The sequence below is a fragment of the Rhodopila globiformis genome, from assembly GCF_002937115.1.
Lineage (GTDB): Bacteria > Pseudomonadota > Alphaproteobacteria > Acetobacterales > Acetobacteraceae > Rhodopila > Rhodopila globiformis.
In genome coordinates this window covers 22,630-40,455 of record NZ_NHRY01000223.1, presented here as the reverse complement: position 1 = coordinate 40,455, position 17,826 = coordinate 22,630, and the positions used below count along the sequence as shown (strand labels likewise).

The window sequence follows — 17,826 nt, the reverse complement described above, 5'->3', positions numbered from 1 at the left end:
AAGAGATACGGGGAGGATACCATGACACGAACGCTGATGCTGTCAGTGATCGCAGGCCTGCTTGTCTCGGCGGGCGCACACGCCGAGGACTGGAAATTCGTCGGCCAGTTTGGCTGGCTCGGCGTCGGTAAGGTGCAGCAGATCGAAAAAGGCCATCTCTTCTGGGTCGGCGAGTTCTCCGGCACCTTCCTCAGTGACAAGGGCGAATCCGGCCTCTTCAACCGCGCCGGCATGAAATGCCCCGGCTGGAATGACATTGATCTCAACAACAAAACAACAAGAAGAACAAGGCCGCCGGATATTGCGTGGTCGCCGATCCCGGCGGCGACAAGGCCTACCTGAGATGGCAAGTGGCAGGTGACACCATGCGTGGCCCCGGAACATACGAGTGGACGGGGGGGACCGGCAAATACAAGGATATCAAAGGGCAATATCCCTTTGTCGGCGTCATCCAGACGAACTGGCCGGACGGCACCGCGTCCGGTTACTCCGTCTTCGGCCGGTAGCGTCGTCCGCGCACCGTACGAAGGCCACGCAGCGGCTCCCGCAGCCGCTTCGCGTCCTCCTGGCATCGGCCCGGGCGCTACAGCGGCGGCAACGGCGACACGCCAATGACCGGCGCATGCAGGCTGAGCAGCGCCGCCCAGAGCACGCCGGCAATGCCGAGGCGCACCGGATCGAGCCGCCGCAGGGACGGGCGCCACCGCCCGTCGAACAGGGCCTCCCCTGGCCAGAGCGAGGTCCGCGCGGCGAGCGCATCCCAGGCGCTGCGTCCGATGGTGCGCTGCCGCCTGCGGTCGATCATCCGCATGCCTGCCAGGCTGAACGCCGCGAACGTCCCGAACAGGATGACATGCGCCAGGTCGCCGTTCGGCACGATGTGCCCGGCCGCCCACAGCAGCAGGCCGAGCAGCAGCGGATGGCGCGAAACCCCGGCGATGCCGGGATGCCGGGCATCGAACCGCTCCACCGCCCGGCCGCCGAACGACAGCGGATTGGGCGCGGCGGCGCCGAATGCGACCAGGATGCAGGCCAGCGGCATCAGCAGGTTCGGCACCCACATCTGCCAGGGGGCGAAGTCCCACAGCGCCACATACGGCGCCCGCCCGGCGGCCGCGATCAGCCACCCGAGCAGGATCACGGAAACCAGGCTGTAAGCCGCCAGGAACCCGCCTTCGCCCAGGATGGCCCGCAATCGCGCGCGGACCGCCGGGCGGGCCGGAATCGCGTGCGACAGCAGAAAGGCGCCAAACGCGATCGCAAACTCCGCCCACTCGCCCATCGCACGGTCCTGCCTGACTGGAGGTCGCGGTATGGCACTGCGCCGTGCGGCAGGTCCACAACGATGCGTGTCCTGTTCCGGGCCGCGCCCGCCGGGGGCGTTTTGTTTCAATCAAGGATGCAACCGCAGCGTCGGACGGTGGCGTTGTGCGGTGCCGTGCCGCCTTGCATCGTCGATCTGTTGGAGGCAGTGGGAAAATGTCACGGATAAGCAATGGGAACAGGGTTTGAGAAACAACTTCTGATTGCGGCTGGGCTCAGGCATTTAGCTGCTCTGGTGGTGGCGGTGTGGAAAGACCCAAAGAATGCGCGTGCAGGACAGGATCAGGCAGTTGCGCACCCAGCTTGCCCTGTTTCCAAAGATTGAGCAGTTGCGAACGGAACTTGCCCTTTGCCGGCGGCTGGGTCTGGGACTGGCGGAGGGCGGCGTGCCCCAGGCTGTGGAGGACTACGCATCAGCACTGGAGATCAGGTTATGGTTGCTCCTGATCAGCACCAACGACTGGCAAGCCAGCCCCTGGTAGCATGTCCCCGCGCTTCGCGATGAAGAAGCGTCGACCGGATCGAGACGGATCAGGCAGTGGAACGGCCCGGGCCTGAACAACCGCTTCGACAGGCCGGGCCTTGACGGCAGGTAGTGCCGGCGCTCAAGGTCCCCCAGTCCGGACCGGTTGTTCAGGTTCGAGTTTATTAAGGCATTTTTATCCGATTTTCCCGCCACCCGGTCTATGATCGGCAACAGGCGCAAAACGTCCGTTGCGCGAGGCTTCGCTGGCGAAACCCGCGAATCTCTTGCGGGCGTGCAACAGTGTGCCGCAGCGCTTCCCGGGGCGGGGCCCGGGGGCGGGTTGTGCTGCCAGGGCCGCCTCGCCGACGCGTTAGAACAATACAAGGCCAACGGCTGTCCAGGGAGACAAACCACCATGATCGGATCAAAGACAGTGTCACGCCGCGGCGCGCTGAAGCTGGCCGCGGCGGCGACCGCCTTGCCACTGGTGCACATCCGCACCGCCGGCGCGGCGGGCAAGGTCAGCATCGGCTTCTGGGACCATTGGGTGCCCGGCGGAAACGACGTGATGCAGAAACAGGTCAACGCCTGGGCCAACAAGAACAAGGTCGAGGTGCAGGCCGACTTCATCACCGGCAACGGCAACAAGCTCAGCCTGACCGCGGCGGCGGAAGGGGAGGCCAAGGCGGGGCATGACGCGCTGACGTACTACAATTGGGACGTGCACAACTTCGCCGACTCGCTGGAGCCGATCGACGACGTCATGGGACGGCTGATCGCGGCCAACGGCGCGGTGAACAAGACCTGCTCCTACCTGGCGCACACGAAGCGGGGCTGGGTGGCGGTGCCGACCAGCAGCGGCACGCAGACCAAGCCGCCGTGCGCGCGGATCAGCTGGTTCGGGAAGCACGGGCTGGACCTGCAGGCGATGTATCCGGCGCATCCCGGCGCGACGCCGCAGCAGGCCGACTGGACCTGGGAGACTTTCCGGAAATACGCCGCGCTGGCGCAGCAGGACGGGATGACCTTCGGGCTGGGCCTGGGCGGTGGCACCAACACCGACGCGACCGACCTGCACGGCGCGCTGTTCCGCTCGTTCGGCGCCATGCTGATCGACAGCGAGGGCACCATCCAGCTGCACTCGCCGGAGATGCAGCAGGTGATGGAATTCGCCCGGGGGCTGGTGAAGTACTACCCGAACGATGCCGTCAGCTTCGACGATGCCTCCAACAACCGCGCCCTGATCTCCGGCAAGTCGGCGCTGATCTTCAATCCGCCCTCGGCCTGGGCGGTGGCGAAGCGCGACGCGCCAAAGGTGGCGGCCGATTGCTGGACCTTTCCGGCGCCGAAGGGGCCGAAGGGGCGTTTCGTTCCGACCGCAAGCTTCTTCTGGGGCGTCCACAATTTCAGCCCGAACAAGACGGCGGCGAAGGAACTGATCGAGTACCTGATGCAGCGCCCGCAGGTCGAGGAGCGGTGCAACGTCGTCGACGGCTACGACCTGCCGCCCTATGCCAGTCTGCTCGATTTCAAAATCTGGGAAACCGTCGAGCCGCCCAAGGGAACGGTCTACAACTACCCGATCCGGCCGTGGCATCAGCAGGAGCCGAACCTGACCGCCTCCGAGGCGTCGCCCGACGTGGCGGTGCAGATCTACAACCGCGCGGTCCACAACCAGATCATGGCGCGGATCAGGGAAGGCGAGAGCGACAAGCAGGTGCTGGCCTGGGCGCAGGACGAGATCGAGGGCTACCTGCGCTGAGGTTGCTGTTCGTCCGTCGTGGCCGGGCGTGTCCCTATGCGCCTGACTTGACGGGGAACAGGGCATGGTCGTCTCTCTATCGTCATGGCCGGGCTTGGGCCGGGCTTGTCCCGGCCATCTGCGCACGAACGGCGGGGGGGGGGATGGCCGGGACAAGCCCGGCCATGACGATGAGAGAACGGATCGCGCCGCCAGGTCCTTCTCGCTCGACCTCCTGGTCCTGACCGCGCGGGGACGCGCCCGGTCATGACGAGGGGGGCGACCACCTTGTTCCGTCCCGCGGCCGGCGAGGCGTCACCCCTTCAGGCCGGCCAGCAACGGCAGCGTCGTGTCGGCCTCGTTGCGCCGCCGCGACCGATGCGGCGGTTCGGCCCCGCCGGTCCCCTGCAACGCCCGCAGGCGCAGCAATTCGTCTAGCAGGCGATCGACCGTGGTCCATATCGGCTCGTCGCCCCGGCGTTCGCGCATGACGAGGGCGTGCGCCGCCAGGGTCACGTTCAGCGTGCCGCGGGTGGTCTCCGGCCGAGGCATGCGCATCTGCACCAGGACTTTCTCAACCTCGTCCAGCGGCTTGTCCATGATCGCGGCGATCTGCTCCGGCGACTGGCCGGCCCGCCGCATCCGCCGCGCCTCAGCCGCTTCCTTCGGCGCCAGCATGATGACCGGACGCAGCGCCTCGGTGCGTTTCGAGATCTCCCCGGCGCCGTTGCCCGGCGGCTTGCCCTTGAAGGTCATCGTCCCTCTCTCCTGCCCATGTCTCCTGCCCATGTCTCCTGCCCATGTCTCCCCGGAACCCGGCCGCCGCCGCCGCGGGTTGTCCCGCAAACCGGACCCTGTCGCACTATATGCACAGTCCGCAAGCGATCGTATTTGAATCGCGACGGTGTTATCCCCGGATTTCTCCGCGCCGGTATGCTGGCGCCGATGACAGACTCGACACGATCCCCCGTTCCCGGCAACATGGCGCGAACCGGGCGCGCCGCCGCCCTGGATGCCTGGATCCGCGCGCTCGACGCCAGCAAGGTCCTGCACGACGCGCCGCTCCTCACGCTTCCGGCCATGCTGCCCCAGCTGGCCGATGCGCACCAGGAACGCCCAGCCTTGCTCGGCGCCGGCGAGTCGCTCAGCTACCACGCGCTGGCGGCCCGGGCCAACCAGTATGCCCGCTGGGCAGTCGCCAACGGCCTCGGCCGCGGCGACGCCGTCGCGCTGCTGATGCCGAACTGCCCGGCCTACGTCGCCATCTGGCTCGGCCTGACCCGCATCGGCTGCGCGGTCGCGCTGATCAACACCAACCTGGCCGCCGACGCCCTGCTGCACAGCATCGAGGCTGCGGCGGCGCGGCACCTGATCGTCTCCGCCACCCTGCTGCCCGCCGTCACCGCCCTGGCCAACCGGCTGCCGGCGGGCGTGCAGGTGCGGGTGCATGGGGACGGCGAGGCGGGCCGGTGGCCGCGCATCGAGCAAGAAACGAACCAGCTCGGCACCGCGCCGCTCGATCCCGATCGCCATCCGCTGCCGGCGCAGCGCGACCGGGCGCTGCTGATCTATACCTCGGGCACCACCGGCCTGCCCAAGGCGGCCAATGTCTCGCACGGCCGCATCGCCGAGTGGAGCCTGTGGTTCGCCGGCATGATGGACGTGCAGCCGGACGACCGCCTCTACAACTGCCTGCCGATGTACCACAGCGTCGGCGGCATCGTCGCCGTCGGCGCCATGCTGGCGCGCGGCGGCTCACTGGTGATCCGCGAGCGCTTCTCCGCCAGCCGCTTCTGGGACGACGTCGCCGATACGGACTGCACCATCTTCCAGTATATCGGCGAGCTGTGCCGCTACCTCACGCTCAGCCCGCCGCATCCGAAGGAGCGGCTGCACCGCCTGCGCCTCGCCTGCGGCAACGGGCTGGCGGCCGACGTCTGGGAAAAGTTCCGGCAGCGTTTCGCCATCCCGCAGATCCTGGAGTTCTATGCCGCCACCGAGGGCATCGTCTCGCTCTACAACGCCGAGGGAAAGCCCGGCGCCATCGGCCGCATCCCGCCCTTCCTGGCGCAGCGCTTCCCGGTGGCGCTGATCCGCTGCGACCCCGCGACCGGCGAGCCCTGGCGCGACGAGGCCGGCCTGTGCGCCGCCTGTCCGCCGGACGAGCCAGGCGAAGCCATCGGCCGCCTGCCGGACAACAACGCCCCCGCCGCGCGCCAGTTCGACGGCTACACCGACACCGCGGCCTCGGGCCGCAAGATCCTGCGCGACGTGTTCAGCAAGGGCGACCGCTGGTTCCGCACCGGCGACCTGCTGCGCAAGGACGCGGCCGGCTATTTCTACTTCGTCGACCGCATCGGCGACACGTTCCGCTGGCGCGGCGAGAACGTCTCCACCACCGAGGTCGCGGCGGTGCTGCGCGCCTGCCCCGGGATCACGGATGCGGTGGTTTTCGGCGTGCCGGTGCCGGGGAACGAGGGCCGCGCCGGCATGGCCGCGGTGACGGCGGAGGCCGGTTTCGACCTCGCCGCCCTGAAGGCGCACCTGGACGCGCGTCTGCCGCCCTATGCGCAGCCGCTGTTCGTCCGCTGCTGCGAAACCCTTGACTTCACCGGAACGTTCAAGCTGACCAAGGGGCGGCTGATCCAGGAGGGTTTCGCCGGATCAGCCGAGCCGGTGTGGTTCAATGATCGAGGCGCCGGGCGGTTCGTTGCCTGCGACCGCATTCTGGTGAGGTCGATCGAGGATGGCAGCCGGCGGCTTTGAACGGCGGTATGCCGTGACGCCCAATGGCTGGGGCTGGTGCGGTCGGGGTTTGTTGCGGGGTGGTGAGTCGCGCGGCGGCGGCAGCGTGGTTGATGGCGTATTTCTGTTCGCACAGAGAAGAAATCGAGGGCCATGGAGGGCCACAGGGGATCAGGGGGACACTGCGCGGCAAGGTGCGGATGGCGGCCCTGCGGTCGCCGTGACGGTGGAAAGCGCGCCGTCGCCTTCACACTTGCGGCTCGCTCCAAATGCGTGGCACGCAATTGGCCGTCCCCTTGGTAGCGCCTGTGCGGCAGTGCCGGGCGTCATGCGCTTCGCGCGCAGCGCCATGAAATCTTCTCTGTGGCCCCCTGTGGTCCTCGGTTATTCTCTGTGGTTATTTATCCGGACAATCCACCCGCACGCCCGCCGCCACTGACCCTCAGCCAGCGGAAACCCAGGTAGCCCCCGTCCCCACCAACGCCTCCACCCCTCTCAAGCGGTGTTGCCGGCGTCGATCGTCATTACCGTGCCGGTGACGTTGCGCGCCGCGTCGCTGAACAGGAAATCCACCGCGCCGGCGACGTCCTCCACCGTCGGCAGCCGCTGCAGCGCGCTGCGCCGCGCGATCTGCCCCCGCTGTGCTCCGGTCAGCGTGTGCGTCATCTCGGTATCGACGAACCCCGGCGCCACCGCGTTGACGGTGATGCCCAGCGGCCCGAGTTCCCGCGCCAGCGAGCGGGTGAACCCGACCAGAGCCGCCTTGGTGGCGCTGTAGATCGACAGCCCGCTGTAGCCGGTCGACCCGACAATCGAGGCAATGTTGACGATCCGCCCGCCTTGCCCGATCTCCCTCTGTGCAGCCATCATCGAGCGGACGACGTACTTCGTCAGCGTCACCGGCGAAACGATATTCAGCCGGATCAGCTGTTCGATCGCGCTGTCCGGCATGCTCGCCAGGATGCCGGCGGTGCCGAGTCCGGCGTTGTTGACCAGGCCGTGGAACGGACCGTACGCGCCGCGCAGGTCCTTCACCAGTGCCCCGATTCCGTCAATGTCGGCCAGGTCGAAGGCATGGAAGTGCAGCGCGCCGCGCCCCTCCTGCGCCACCTGCGCGCGCGCCGCCGCCAGCGCGTCGCTGTCCTTGCGCGCCAGGGCCACCACCTGGAAGCCGGCCGCCGCCAGCCGTTGCGCCATGCCCAGGCCCAGGCCCCGGCTGCCGCCGGTGACAAGGACGTTACGCACGCCGCACCAGCTTGCCGGATCCCGCGACCTCCAGCCCGGCGGCCTCGGTCAGCATGGCGGGGACCTTGTGCGGCGGCAGCGCGCGCCGGCACCCTTCCAGGATGTCGTCCCGTATCGTGTCCAACGAACCGGAGCCGGGCCGCAGCACCACGTCCGCCACCACGATCGCCCCGGTGATCGGGCTTTTCCGCCCGCGCACCCGCGCCATCTGCACCGCGGGATGCTGGTTCAGCACCGCCTCGACCTCCTCCGGATGCACTTTCTGGCCACCGATGTTGATGATGCCTTCGCGCCGCCCGACGAAATGGTAGCGGTCGCCCCGCAGCTCCACCATGTCGCCGGTGTCGACGAAGCCGTCGGCGTCCATCAGGCGCTGCGCATCGCCCACGTAGCGGGACGCGGTGCGCGCCGAGCGTATCCGCAACGACCCGTCCACCACCCGCAGCTCCGCCTTGCCGCCGGCCTGGCCGATGAGCGAAGCAGGGAAGCCGGCCAGGCCGTCGCGCACGTCGAACGCCACGCCCGCCTCGGTCGAGGCGAAGGCATGCGCGATCGACGACCGCGGGAACGCCGCCGCCAGGCTGTTCAGGATCGCCTGGTCCGCCACCTCACCGGACAAGCGCACATAGGCCGGGGTGAAATCCCGCGCCGCCGGGCTCATGAGCGCGCGGCGCCAGTGCGACGGCGTGCCGGAGACATGCGTCACCCCGCTTGCCTGCGCGCGGGCCAGGAAATCGGCAACGCTTTCCCCCGCCTGCGACAGCACCATCGAGCCACCGCCCAGCAGCGCCCGCAACAGGATCTGCAGGCCGCCGTAGCGACGAACGTCATAGAACGTGCTCCAGACCGCATCGCTGGCCACGGCCAGTCCGTCGTCCAGCGGCCCGGTCAGGCTGCCGAGCGTGTGCACCACCAGCTTTGGGCGCCCGGTGGTGCCGGAGGTGAACAGCAGCCATTCCGTCGGGCCTTCGCGGTCGATCTCGCCCTGGCCCGGCATCCCCGGGTCGGAAACGACGTTCGTTTCGAATCCAATCGTTCGCGTGGCGCCGGCGGCGTGCGCGGCGGGTCCGGTCCCGTCCGAAACAATCGCGTCCACCCCGGCTTCCGCGATCACCGCCGGCAGATGCGCCGGCGCCAGCTCCGGCGGGCACAGCAGGATGCGGCGGGCGATGCCGTCCAGTTGCAGCAGCGCGGCAACCGCCGGCAGTTGCCGGTCCGACGACAGCAGCACGGTCTGCCCGCGCAACGCCTCGGGCGGCACCGCCAGGGTGCGGCCCCGCGCCAGCGCGGACAGCGCCAGGCGGCCCGTGGCGTCGGCCACGAAGCGCCGGGGCGGCAGGCCGCTGGTTTCCGTCAGGTCCCACAGCGAACGGCGCTCAGGCCGTGGCATGCTCATACAGGCCGATGAGGTCGCCGATGGTCACAGGGAACGCGACATCGCCGTCGCGGTCGAACGGATCGACTCCCAGGCTGTCGTCGAGCGACGCCACCAGGATGGCGATGCACAGTGAATCCAGCCCCGATTCCAGCAGCGGAAGCTCATCGGTCAACGGCGCCAGCGGCTTTTTCTGCTGCTGGGCGATCCGGACGATATTCTCGAGGATGATCGGCCTGACCGACATAGTTCTCCATCCCAAATAGCTTGAAGTCCATGACGTTATGGTTTCGAAGTCTCGCGACACATACAGGAAACAGTGAATATCAGGTAGTAAACTAACCCGGAGCGTGCGCGGCCTCGCGCTGCATGTCCTGCCGCGCGTCCTCCAGCAACCTGGTTTCGTTGCGCTTGACAAAAATAACCGCTGCCAGGATTGCTGCGCCCGCGACAACGGCCAGCACGATGCCCAGCGGGCCGCTGATGCGCTCCATCGCATGGCCCAGCGCATAGGCGCCGAAGCCGTACAGGCTGGTCCAGCCGATGCCGCCCAGCGCGTTCCACAGCAGGAAACTGTGCCAGGGCATCCGGTTGGCGCCGGCCAGCAGCGCCGCGAAGGTGCGCAGCACCGCGACGAAGCGGCCGAAGAACACCACGACGCTGCCGTAGCGGCGGAACAGGTAGCGGCCCAGTCCCAGCCGCTCGTCCGTCAGGCCGATCTTGCGGCCCCAGTGCGCCAGCAGGCGGTAGCCGATCCAGCGCCCGACGAAATAGCCGATCTGGTCGCCGCAGATCGCGCCGGCGGCGGCCACCGGCACCAGGATGAAGATGTCGAGGTGATGCGTGGTCGCGGCATACAGCGCCGCGGCGATCATCAGGCTCTCGCCCGGCAGCGGCAGGCCGGTGCTCTCCAGCAGCACGCCGCCGAAGATGGCGCCGTAGCCGAATTCCTGGAACAGGCTGTCCAGCGTGTGCAGCGGAAATATCGACATGGCGTCACAGCCCTTGCGTTGTGCCCCGTGATGAAGCTTCCGGCGGGCGCGATGGTTGCGGTCAGGCCTGCGAGAGCGGCGCGTCGCCGGCCGGCCTTGATTTGGATCAATGACGCAGCATGTGCCACCGTCACACGCTGTCATGAATCTCAAAAAAAGGAAACATGCCGTCAGATCATGCTCGCTGCGCGCCAACCGGCCTCGGACAGGAAGACAGAGTGCCCGCGCGGCCTCGTGCGCCCGCGAGCCTGTCTGTTGCGGCATCGAGATGATACGGCTGCCTGAATTTGTCGGGAGGATTGCATGCGTGCCCTGATCCTTGCTGCCGGCCACCGCACCACCAGTGGAAAGCCGGACGACCTGCCGCCGGCCTCGCTGCTTACATTGGCGGGAAAACCATTGATCGAACGCCAGCTTGCCGCCCTGCGCGGCGGCGGCGCCACCGCGATCGGCATCGTGCGCGGCTATCGCGCCGACATGATCGAGGTGCCAGAGGCGACGTATTTCACCAACGAGCGCTGGGCGAAGACCGGTCCCGTGGCTTCGCTGCTGACGGCGGTGGACTGGCTGCGCGCCGGCCCGGTGATCGTCAGCCATGGCGACATCTTCTATCCGCGCGACCTTGTGCATCGCCTCGGGGCGGTGCGCGGCAGCCTTGTGGTGGCGTATGACAGGCTGTGGCGCGACCACTGGGCGCAGCGTTTCGCCGGCTCGCTGGCGCACGCCGGGGCGTTTCGCCGCAGCGCCTCGGGCACCCTGCTGGAAATCGGCGGCAAGGCCGACACCGTCGATGCCATCGACGGCCTGCCCATCGGCCTGGTGAAGTTCACGCCCGCCGGCTGGCAGGCGACGGAAACCGTGCTGAACGGGCTCGACGCCGCCACGCGCGACCAGTTGACGCTGACGGGCCTGCTGCGGCTGGTGCTGGCGGCGGGCACCGTTTCCATCGGCACCGTCGGCACCAACGGCGGGTGGGGTGTGCTCGACATGCCGGCCGACGCTGCTTTGTACGAAAGCATGGCATCGGCCGGGGAACTGGCGCTGGAAGAATAAGATCGTATATATTGCGTAATGGAATCTGAATCCGCGAGGGCGGCGCCGCCAGGCCGTCCGCCGGGCCTGCCCCGACCCGCCATGGCCGGGGCACGTTCTCGCATCGTCATGGCCGGGCGTGTCCCCATAGGCGCTGACTTAGGCGACGGGACACGGCGCACCGTCCTGTCGTCATGGCCGCCGCAGGGCCGCCATCCACGCCTTCGATGCTGGTATCGGCAAAACGCGTGGATGGTGAGCCTTCGCCCACCATGACGGGGTAGCAACGGCCGTGCCGTCCACCCGCCAAGTTAGCGCTCATGGGGCGTGTCCCGGCCATCTACCCCCACCGTCGAAGCGCGGATGGCCGGGACACGCCCGGCCATGACGGAGAGGCAATGGACCCGGCCCTGTCTCTCTATGCCAGCTCTCTATCCCAGCGCCCATGCGGCGCGTCCGGATCACCTGTCGCGGCACGGGTGCCCCGGACCGGTGGCCCGGACAAGCCAGACCGTGGCGGAGCAGGAACGTTCGCCGCCCCTGGCGCCGCTTCCGTGTCATATCAGCACCGGATTGCGAAAATTTCACCCGAAACCGGACTCTGGACTACTGCCAGTCGTTCGTTGCACGTATAAGACGCGCATCATGACATCGGATACACTCGCCCGTCCGGATCGAATGCCGGGCGCCGCGGTCGTGCCCCCGCCATCTGCCAGGCAAGGCGCATGACAGCAAGGCGTCTGGCCAACCGCCTGCGCGGAGGCCTCGCGGACGCGTACCGCAGCCATGCCACCGCGGACGCGCGCCGGGCCGGCGCCGCAAGGGCTTGTACCGCGCGGGCTCGTACCGGCTGCGCCGCCATGTCCAGGCACCGCGCCCGCGTCCTGTCCCCTTGCGGCCGCGCATGAGCAGCCTTCCGCTCTTGCCGCCCGGGCGCTCGGGATGGGCAAAGCCGCCGGCAACCCGGCACGGCGAACCGGCGTCCGGCAGCGCGCCGCGCCGCCTGGCCGGCATGCTGTTTCGCATGGTGCTCGTCGTGCTGCTGCCGACGGTCCTGCTGGCGGCGACCGCGGTCTGGCAGGCGATGGTCAGCGAGCGGAAAGTGGCCGACGCGGGGCTGCGCGAGATCGCCCAGGCCCTGGCGCTGGCCGTGGACCGCGAGATCGCCGGCCGGATCGCCGCCCTGAACGCCTTCGCGACCTCGCCAGTGTTCGGACCGGACCCGGCGGCCGCGGACATGCGGGCCGTCGATGCCCAGGCCCGGCAGGTGGCGCGGCAACTCGGTGCGCCGATATTCCTGGCCACCCGGGACGGAACCCGGCCGCTGATGACCTCCCTGCCGCTCGGCACGCCGGTGCCGCCGGCCAGGGGCCACCACCTGGTGAACCGTGTCTTCGCCACCGGGCGTCCGGCGGTGGGCAACCTGCTGGACAGCGCCGTCAGCGGCGAGCCGGTGTTCGCCACTGCCGTCCCGGTCAGGAACGCCCGCGGACAGGTTGCGCTGATGGCGGCCGCCGCGTTCACCGGCGACCAGGTGCAGGCCATGCTCACCTCGCAACGGCTGCCCGATGGCGGTTTCGCCGCCGTCACCGACGGCAACAATAGTGTCGTGGCCCGCTCGGACGGCCGGCCGGCACTGGTTGGCGATCCGATGCCGCCGCAGAACGCGGCGCTGCAGGCCGCGCGGCAGGCCGGCGTCTACCAGGGTGTGTCGATCGACGGGTCCAGGCACCTGTTCGCCTTCCACGTCATACCGTCGGCGCCGGGGTGGACGCTGCTGGTGATCGCGCCACCAAGGCCGGCCCTGGCGGCGGCGCGCGGGGCGCTGCTGTGGCTCGGCGCCTGCGGCGTCGGCGCGCTGCTGCTCGGCCTGTCGCTGGCCTTCCTCACCGCCCGTCGCATCCTGCGGCCGGTCCGCCTGCTCAGCGCGCACGTGCGCGGCATCGGCGCCGGCGCGGCAACCGCCGGCGCGCTGCCGCCGGCCGGCATCGCCGAGTTCGAGGACCTGCGCCGCGGCTTCGACGCCGCTGAGACGACCGTGCGGGCCAATGAGCTGCGCCTGCGCGACCTGCTGGCGACCGTCGATCTCGGCGCCTTCATGACCCGCGACCTGGACGGCACGATCCGCTTCTGGTCGCAGGGATGCGAAGCGCTGTACGGCTGGAGCGCGGCGGAGGCGGTCGGCCAGCCGGCGCATGCGCTGCTGCGCACCGAATTTCCGCAGCCGCTGCCCGAGATCATTGCGACGCTGCAGGCAACCGGCGCCTGGGCGGGCGACCTGCATCAGCGCGCCAGGGACGGCCAGGCGGTGACCGTCGCCGCCCGCAAGATCCTGCGGCAGGCGACCGACGGGCAGGCCACGGTCCTGGAGATCCTGGCCGACGTCACCGCGCAGCGGACCGCCGAGGCGGCGCTGGCCGCGAGCCGGGCGAACCTGGAAGCCGCGCTCGGCGCCATGACGGACGCCGTGTTCATCTCCGACGCGGCGGGCCGCTTCATCCATTTCAACGAGGCGTTCGCGACCTTCCACCGCTTCGCGAACAAGGACGACTGCGCCAGGACCCTGGCCGAGTATCCCGCGTTCCTGGACGTCTTCCTGGAAAGCGGCGAACGCGCTCCGCTGGAGCAATGGGCGGTGTCGCGGGCGCTGCGCGGCGAGACCGCCGTGGGCGCCGTCTACCGCCTCCACCGCACCGACACCGGCGACAGCTGGGTCGGCAGCTACAACCTGGCGCCGATCCGCGACGCGCAGGGCCGGATCGTCGGCTCGGTGGTGACCGGACGCGACATCACCGAGCAGTTGCGTGCCGCCGAGGCGCTGGCGGCGCGCGAGGCGCAGTTCCGCACCATCATCGAGACCGTGCCGGTCGGCCTGGTGATGGCCGAGCTGCCGTCGGGGCGGATCGTCGGCGGCAACACCTATGTCGAGACCCTGCTGCGCCATCCCGTGCTGTTCTCGCCCGACATCCACAGCTACGACGAGTGGGTGTCGTTCCACGCCGACGGCACCCGCGTCGACGGCCACGAATACCCGCTGGCGCGGCTGGTGGCGGGCGAGGAAAGGCCCTCGATCGACGTGCTGTACCAGCGCGGCGACGGCACCCGCGCCTGGACCCGGATCATGGGCCGCCCGGTGCGCAACGAGCGCGGCGCGCTCATCGGCGGCGTCGTCGCCCTGGTCGACATCGACGGCGAGCAGCGGGCGCGCGAGGCGCTGGCCGACAGCGAGGCGCGGCTGAAGCTGTTCATCGATCGCGCGCCCGCGGCGATCGCCATGTTCGACACCGAGATGCGCTACCTGGCCGCGAGCCGGCGCTACCTGTCCGGCTACAACCTGCCCATGCAGGACGATCCGGCGAGCCTGGTCGGACGCAGCCACTACGACGTGTTCCCGGATATCCCGGAACGCTGGCGGGCGGTCCACCGCCGCGTGCTGGCCGGCGAGATCCTGTCGGCCGAGCAGGACGCGTTCCCGCGCGCGGATGGCGCCGTCGACTGGGTGCGCTGGGAGATGGCGCCCTGGCGCCGCGTGGACGGCTCGATCGGCGGCGTGCTGCTGTTCACCGAGGTGGTCACCGCCCGCATCGAGGCCGAGCGCGCGGTGGCGGAGGCCGCCGCGCGGCTGCGCCTTGCGCTGGATGCGGCCGATCTCGGCACCTGGCGCTGGGAAGTGGGGCAGGACAACAAGCCGCTGGAATGGGACGTCCGCTGCAAGGCGCTGTTCGGCCTGCCGCCGGATGCGACGGTGGACTACGACACCTGGGCACAGCTGGTTGATCCCGCGGACCGGCCCGGGGCGGAAGCCGGCGTGGCGCGGGCGATCGACCCGGCCGACCCGTATGACGACTATGTCTGCGACTACCGCGTCCATCACCCGGACGGCACGGTGCTCTGGCTCGCCGCGGCCGGGCGCGCCTTCTTCGAGCCGCACCCGGCCGCGCCGGGCGGGCGCCGTGCCGTGCGCATCCTCGGCACCATCCGCGACGTCACCGCGCTGCGGCAGGCCGAGGCAACCCGCCGCGAGCGCGAGGCGCGCGACCGCTACCTGCTGGCGCTGGAGGAGCGGCTGCGCACCGCCGGCACCGCGCGGGACATGGTCGTCGCGGCCTGCGAAACGCTCGGCCGCGCGCTGAACGTCGCCCTGGTGGGCGTCGGCGAGGTGGAGCCGGACGGGCTGCATACGGTGGTGGAGAGCGAGTGGCGGGCCGGCCCGACGCCCCCGAGTACCGGCCGGCATCCGCTTGTCGGCGGTCCGAATGGCCGGCTCGCGCCGCTGTGGCTGGGGCAGGCGCTGGTCATGCCGGATGTCACGACCGCGCCACGGGCGTCCAATCCGGCGGCGCAGGTGGTGTATGCCGGGCTGGGCATCCGGGCGCTGATCGACGTGCCGGTGATGCGTGACGGGCGCCTGCGGGCGATCCTGTATGTCGGCAATGCCGAGCCGCGGGCCTGGAGCCACTGGGATGTCGCGCTGGCGCGGGAAACCCTGGAGCGCACCTGGCACGCCACCGAGCGGGCGCGCGCCGAACGCGCCCTGGCGGACAGCGAGGACCGCCTGCGCCTGGCGCTGGAAGCTGGCGAGATGGGCATCTGGGACTGGGACCTCCCGACCGACCAGCTGGTGTGGGACCGGCGCGAGTTCGCCCTGTTCGGGTTGGATCCGGCGGATGGCGCGCCTTCGGGCCAGGAGTCGCTCGCCCGCACCCATCCGGACGACCGCCCGGGGCTGGACAGCGCGATCAGCCAGGCGCTGGCGCCGGGCAACGGCGTCTTCCACCACGAGTTCCGCGTGCGCCAGCCGGACGGCTCCTGGCGCTGGATCGGCGGCTATGGGCACGCGATCCGCGACCAGGATGGCCGCGCCGTGCGCATGGTCGGCCTGAATCTCGACATCACCCGGCAGAAGGACGCCGCCGCGGTGCTGGCGCGCGACAAGGCCGGGCTGGAACGCCTGGTCGCGGAACGGACCCGGGCGCTGCGCGACACCGAGGGGCGCCTGGCGCAGGCCGCCAAGATGGAGGCGCTGGGGCGCCTGGCCGGCGGCGTGGCGCATGACTTCAATAATGTATTGCAGGCGGTGCAGGGCGGCCTGGCGCTGGCCAGCAAGCGGCTGCCCGGGGACGCCAACCCGGCGAAGCGCTTCCTGACGATCGCCGCCGAGGCGGCCGAGCGCGGCGCGGCGGTGACCAGCCGCCTGCTGGCCTTCGCCCGGCGCGGCGAGCTGTCCGCCGCCTCGGTCGGGCCGGCGCATCTGCTGGAGGACCTGGCGCAACTGCTGCGCCATACGCTGGGCCCGTCCGTGGCGCTGAGCGTGGCGGCCGGGGCGGACACGCCGCCGCTGCTGGCCGATGTCGGACAGCTGGAGGCGGTGCTGGTCAACCTGGCGAACAACGCGCGCGACGCGCTGCCGGGCGGCTGCGGCAGCATCGTCCTGGCCGCCGAGGCGGTGACGGTGCGCGCCGGCATGGCTGGCGTCCCGGACAGCCTGGCGCCGGGCGACTACGTCCGGCTGTCGGTCGAGGACGACGGCGAGGGCATCCCGCCCGAGGTGCTGGCGCGCGTGACCGAGCCGTTCTTCACCACCAAGCCGAAGGGCAAAGGCACCGGGCTGGGGCTGGCCATGGCGCTGGGCTTCGCCGGCCAGTCGGGCGGCGCTTTGGCGATCGACAGCACGCCGGGGCAGGGGACGACGGTGTCGCTGTGGCTGCCGCAGGCGCGCCCGGGCAACGCCGGTACGGGCGCGGCCACGGGCGCGGCCACGGGCGCGGCCACGGGCGCGGCCACGGGCGCGCAGCAGCCGGCGCCGGCGGAGTCGCCGAACCGGCCGGGCGTGCCGGTGCTGCTGGTGGACGACGAGCCCGGGGTACGCACCGTCATCGCCATGGCGCTGGCGGATCGCGGCCACACCGTGACGGAAGCCCAGGACGCGGCGGCGGCGCTGGCCAGCCTGGATACGGGCCTCGCGATCGACGCGCTGGTCACCGACCTGGCGATGCCCGGCGGCATGGACGGGCTGGCGCTGATCCGCGAGGCGCGGCGGCGGCGGCCGAACCTGCCGGCGGTGCTGATCACCGGCCATGCCGGCGAGGCGGCGCAGGAGGCGCTGCGCGAGGCGGTCGGCTCCGGGCCGTTCGCGATGCTGCGCAAGCCGGCCTCGGTGGATGCGGTGGACGCGCAGATCGTGGCGCTGACGCAGTCGGCGGCCTGAACGCCGGGATCAGCAGGCGGCTGGCCGCGGCAGCGCCTGCTCGACCGCCTCGATCAGCAGTTCCAGGCGGAACGGCTTGGCGAGCAGGGCGCACGGGCCGACGGGGGCGCCGGCCGGGATGCGGTCGGGGTAGCCGGTGATGCAGATCGAGGGCATGCCGCGCACCGAGGCCGCGTCGATCAGCGCGCCGCCGTCGCCGTCGTCCAGGCCGAGGTCGGTGACCAGCAGGGCGAACCGCCGTCCGCCGGTGGAGAGCAGCTTCTCGGCATCCGCCTGGCCGGGTGCCTCGGCCACCGCCAGGCCGGCATCCATCAGGGCCTGGGCCAGCACGGCGCGCACGCATGGCTCGTCCTCGACAAGCAGGATGAGGTATGGCGGATCGTTGCCCGTCGCGCCGAATGGGTGCATGTCCTGTCCGTTCCCTGCCTGCGCCCCGGGCACAGGCCTGTTATCCCCGGCCAGCTGCGATGGCCGGATGATGTTGTGATCAAGCCTGGCGATAACTAGCGTTTTTCGCAACCGGTGGAACCCGTGGACGGACCAACAAGACGTGAGCAAGCCGTTTCGTGTAAATCATGAGGGCGCGGTAGCGCTATAAGACACGTCATTACATTGCCGCTTCGGTAGTTGTCGATTTCTTGCGGGGCACGACAGGCTGCCGTCCGCTGGCCGGCCGCGGCAGTGCCATACCACGCGAGC

13 protein-coding genes are annotated in these 17,826 nt (G+C 70.1%); 6 read left to right on the top strand and 7 right to left on the bottom strand.

Features of this window, described 5'->3' with window-relative positions; genetic code table 11:
* Positions 1–21: 21 nt before the first annotated feature.
* Positions 22–342, top strand: coding sequence for a hypothetical protein (locus CCS01_RS21290; RefSeq protein ID WP_104520776.1), 321 nt, complete (start codon positions 22–24; stop codon positions 340–342).
* Positions 343–583: 241 nt separating this feature from the next.
* Here CCS01_RS21290 and CCS01_RS21280 read toward each other — a convergent pair whose 3' ends face one another.
* A complete protein-coding gene (locus tag CCS01_RS21280; RefSeq protein WP_104520774.1) occupies positions 584–1,282 on the bottom strand; it encodes an NnrU family protein in 699 nt (232 codons plus the stop codon).
* A 304-nt stretch (positions 1,283–1,586) separates the two neighbouring features.
* Between CCS01_RS21280 and CCS01_RS21275 the strand changes: the two genes are divergently transcribed.
* Both CCS01_RS21275 and CCS01_RS21270 read left to right on the top strand, forming a co-directional pair.
* Positions 1,587–1,805, top strand: coding sequence for a hypothetical protein (locus CCS01_RS21275; protein ID WP_104520773.1), 219 nt, complete (start codon positions 1,587–1,589; stop codon positions 1,803–1,805).
* A gap of 399 nt (positions 1,806–2,204) precedes the next feature.
* The gene (locus tag CCS01_RS21270; protein WP_158258523.1) at positions 2,205–3,551 is read left to right on the top strand and encodes an ABC transporter substrate-binding protein; all 1,347 of its coding nucleotides are present in this window, start codon (positions 2,205–2,207) and stop codon (positions 3,549–3,551) included.
* A 294-nt stretch (positions 3,552–3,845) separates the two neighbouring features.
* Here the strand turns inward: CCS01_RS21270 and CCS01_RS21265 are convergent, their stop codons facing one another.
* Complete coding sequence (locus tag CCS01_RS21265; protein ID WP_104520771.1) at positions 3,846–4,286, bottom strand: hypothetical protein; 441 nt, start codon at positions 4,284–4,286, stop codon at positions 3,846–3,848.
* A 189-nt stretch (positions 4,287–4,475) separates the two neighbouring features.
* On the opposite strand from CCS01_RS21265, the gene CCS01_RS21260 reads away from it, so the two are divergent.
* Positions 4,476–6,296: a long-chain-acyl-CoA synthetase gene (locus CCS01_RS21260; RefSeq protein WP_104520791.1), complete on the top strand. Its 1,821-nt coding sequence runs from the start codon at positions 4,476–4,478 to the stop codon at positions 6,294–6,296.
* 474 nt (positions 6,297–6,770) lie between these two features.
* Here the strand turns inward: CCS01_RS21260 and CCS01_RS21255 are convergent, their stop codons facing one another.
* From CCS01_RS21255 to CCS01_RS21240, 4 genes are all read right to left on the bottom strand, one after another.
* Entirely contained in the window at positions 6,771–7,520 is a 750-nt protein-coding gene (locus CCS01_RS21255) for an SDR family NAD(P)-dependent oxidoreductase (protein WP_104520770.1), read from the bottom strand.
* Complete coding sequence (locus CCS01_RS21250) at positions 7,513–8,910, bottom strand: ANL family adenylate-forming protein (RefSeq protein ID WP_158258522.1); 1,398 nt, start codon at positions 8,908–8,910, stop codon at positions 7,513–7,515. Before CCS01_RS21250 ends, CCS01_RS21255 begins: the two co-directional genes overlap by 8 nt.
* Entirely contained in the window at positions 8,897–9,142 is a 246-nt protein-coding gene (locus CCS01_RS21245) for an acyl carrier protein (RefSeq protein ID WP_104520768.1), read from the bottom strand. Before CCS01_RS21245 ends, CCS01_RS21250 begins: the two co-directional genes overlap by 14 nt.
* A gap of 91 nt (positions 9,143–9,233) precedes the next feature.
* Positions 9,234–9,887 (bottom strand): DedA family protein, encoded by a 654-nt coding sequence (locus CCS01_RS21240; protein ID WP_104520767.1) that lies wholly within the window; start codon positions 9,885–9,887, stop codon positions 9,234–9,236.
* A 303-nt stretch (positions 9,888–10,190) separates the two neighbouring features.
* Between CCS01_RS21240 and CCS01_RS21235 the strand changes: the two genes are divergently transcribed.
* On the top strand, positions 10,191–10,940 hold the full coding sequence (locus CCS01_RS21235; RefSeq protein ID WP_104520766.1) for an NTP transferase domain-containing protein: 750 nt from the start codon (positions 10,191–10,193) through the stop codon (positions 10,938–10,940).
* A gap of 883 nt (positions 10,941–11,823) precedes the next feature.
* Positions 11,824–17,127, top strand: a complete 5,304-nt coding sequence (locus CCS01_RS21230) for a PAS domain S-box protein (RefSeq protein WP_104520765.1) — start codon at positions 11,824–11,826, stop codon at positions 17,125–17,127.
* 9 nt (positions 17,128–17,136) lie between these two features.
* On the opposite strand, the gene CCS01_RS21225 is transcribed toward CCS01_RS21230, so the two are convergent.
* Entirely contained in the window at positions 17,137–17,535 is a 399-nt protein-coding gene (locus CCS01_RS21225; protein ID WP_104520764.1) for a response regulator, read from the bottom strand.
* Positions 17,536–17,826 lie beyond the last annotated feature (291 nt).

Excerpts from the sequence above, each read along its gene's own strand:
- CCS01_RS21270 (WP_158258523.1), top strand. The coding sequence starts at position 2,205 with ATGATCGGATCAAAGACAGTGTCACGCCGCGGCGCGCTGAAGCTGGCC.
- CCS01_RS21290 (WP_104520776.1), top strand. The coding sequence starts at position 22 with ATGACACGAACGCTGATGCTGTCAGTGATCGCAGGCCTGCTTGTCTCG.
- CCS01_RS21260 (WP_104520791.1), top strand. The coding sequence starts at position 4,476 with ATGACAGACTCGACACGATCCCCCGTTCCCGGCAACATGGCGCGAACC.
- CCS01_RS21245 (WP_104520768.1), bottom strand. The coding sequence starts at position 9,142 with ATGTCGGTCAGGCCGATCATCCTCGAGAATATCGTCCGGATCGCCCAG.
- CCS01_RS21265 (WP_104520771.1), bottom strand. The coding sequence starts at position 4,286 with ATGACCTTCAAGGGCAAGCCGCCGGGCAACGGCGCCGGGGAGATCTCG.
- CCS01_RS21225 (WP_104520764.1), bottom strand. The coding sequence starts at position 17,535 with ATGCACCCATTCGGCGCGACGGGCAACGATCCGCCATACCTCATCCTG.
- CCS01_RS21240 (WP_104520767.1), bottom strand. The coding sequence starts at position 9,887 with ATGTCGATATTTCCGCTGCACACGCTGGACAGCCTGTTCCAGGAATTC.
- CCS01_RS21275 (WP_104520773.1), top strand. The coding sequence starts at position 1,587 with ATGCGCGTGCAGGACAGGATCAGGCAGTTGCGCACCCAGCTTGCCCTG.
- CCS01_RS21280 (WP_104520774.1), bottom strand. The coding sequence starts at position 1,282 with ATGGGCGAGTGGGCGGAGTTTGCGATCGCGTTTGGCGCCTTTCTGCTG.
- CCS01_RS21230 (WP_104520765.1), top strand. The coding sequence starts at position 11,824 with ATGAGCAGCCTTCCGCTCTTGCCGCCCGGGCGCTCGGGATGGGCAAAG.
- CCS01_RS21235 (WP_104520766.1), top strand. The coding sequence starts at position 10,191 with ATGCGTGCCCTGATCCTTGCTGCCGGCCACCGCACCACCAGTGGAAAG.
- CCS01_RS21250 (WP_158258522.1), bottom strand. The coding sequence starts at position 8,910 with ATGCCACGGCCTGAGCGCCGTTCGCTGTGGGACCTGACGGAAACCAGC.